General features: G+C 63.9%; 2 protein-coding genes. Both read left to right on the top strand.

The genetic code is table 11. The annotated features are described in order from the left end of the window. The first annotated feature begins 67 nt into the window (after window positions 1–67). Window positions 68–388, top strand: coding sequence for a transposase (locus RJ05_RS26090; protein WP_036541890.1), 321 nt, complete (start codon window positions 68–70; stop codon window positions 386–388). Then, window positions 388–1,287 carry an IS3 family transposase gene (locus RJ05_RS26085; protein WP_051016924.1) on the top strand — a complete coding sequence of 300 codons (900 nt, stop codon included), beginning with the start codon at window positions 388–390 and terminating at the stop codon, window positions 1,285–1,287. Before RJ05_RS26090 ends, RJ05_RS26085 begins: the two co-directional genes overlap by 1 nt. The last annotated feature ends 30 nt before the right edge of the window (window positions 1,288–1,317 follow it).

The following is a 1,317-nucleotide window of genomic DNA, read 5'->3' as shown; positions in this document are numbered from 1 at the left end:
TGAGGTTCCCCCAGGGTAGTAGACACCGAGTTAGCAGGATCGTTGGTCCTGCTGGAAGGATGTCTGTGTGTCTCGCAAGCGTCGGTCGTTCACGGCCGAGTACAAGGTCGAGGCTGCTCACCGGGTGATCGATTCCGGTCGCACGGTCGCTGAGGTCTCTCGCGAGCTCGGCGTGCACGAGAGTCTGCTGGGCCGGTGGGTAGCCGATGAACGCCGCCGGATGGAAGCGGCGGCGGTGCATCGGGAGCAGCCGTTATCGGGTGCCGAGCGGGCGGAGTTGCTGCGGTTGCGTAAACAGGTCGCCGAGCAGGACAAGGACATTGCGTTCCTGAAAAAAGCCTCGGCGTACTTTGCCGCGATGCAGCAGAACCGGCCCGGTTCGAGCTGATGGCAGAGTGCGCCGCCCCCGATCGGTTCACCGGCGGCTCCGGTGAGGACATCGCCCGGATGGCCCGGCTGTTGTCGGTGTCGCGGTCGGGCTACTACCAGTACCGCAAACGCTGCCGGTCAACGGTTGTGACACCCCGAGAGCAGCGACGCGCTGACCTGGCAGTGAAGATCATTACCCATCATCGGGAATCCGACGGCACCTATGGTGCCCCGCGGATCACTGCCGATCTACGCGCCGCCGGTGAACTCGTCACGGAAAAGACCGTCGCCAAGATCATGGCCCAGGTAGGGATCGAAGGGATCAGCCCACGCACCTTCAAGGTCGCCACCACGGTGGTCGACCCGCGCGCGTCGTTCCCGCCGGACCTGGTCGGGCGCCGGTTCGACCGGGGCCGCCTCGACGCGGTCTGGACCAGCGACATCACCTACCTGACCTGCGGAGAAGGTGACATGTACTTGTGTGCGATCAAGGACGAGCATTCCAAACGGGTACTGGGCTGGTCGGTGGCCGACCACATGCGCACCGAGTTGGTCACCGATACCCTCGACAAGGCCGTCGCTGCCCGTGGTGGAAGTGCCCGGGGAGCCATCCTGCATGCCGACCGCGGCAGTCAATACACCGCGTCGGACATGGCCGTGGCCTGCCGTCGTCACGGCCTGCACCGGTCGATGGGCGCGACCGGGATCTGCTGGGACAACGCCGCTGCCGAATCGCTGTGGTCGACGTTCAAACACGAACACTACTACCGGCACGTCTACGCCACGAAAACCGAACTCGTTGCCTCAGTTGACAAATGGATGCGCTGGTACAACACTCGACGCCGTCACTCATCGATCGGAATGATCGCCCCGATCTCATTCGAACAATCACTCTCCGCGGCTGCTACAGCCGCTTGACCCCCTGTCCACCATTCGGGGGGAACCTCA

This window comes from Nocardia cyriacigeorgica NBRC 100375 (assembly GCF_000308555.1).
In the GTDB taxonomy this organism is placed as follows: Bacteria; Actinomycetota; Actinomycetes; order Mycobacteriales; family Mycobacteriaceae; genus Nocardia; species Nocardia cyriacigeorgica.
This window is presented reverse-complemented; position numbering and strand designations above follow the sequence as displayed.

Bases quoted from the DNA above. Each gene is read 5' to 3' on its own strand.
- RJ05_RS26085 (WP_051016924.1), top strand. From the start codon at position 388: ATGGCAGAGTGCGCCGCCCCCGATCGGTTCACCGGCGGCTCCGGTGAG.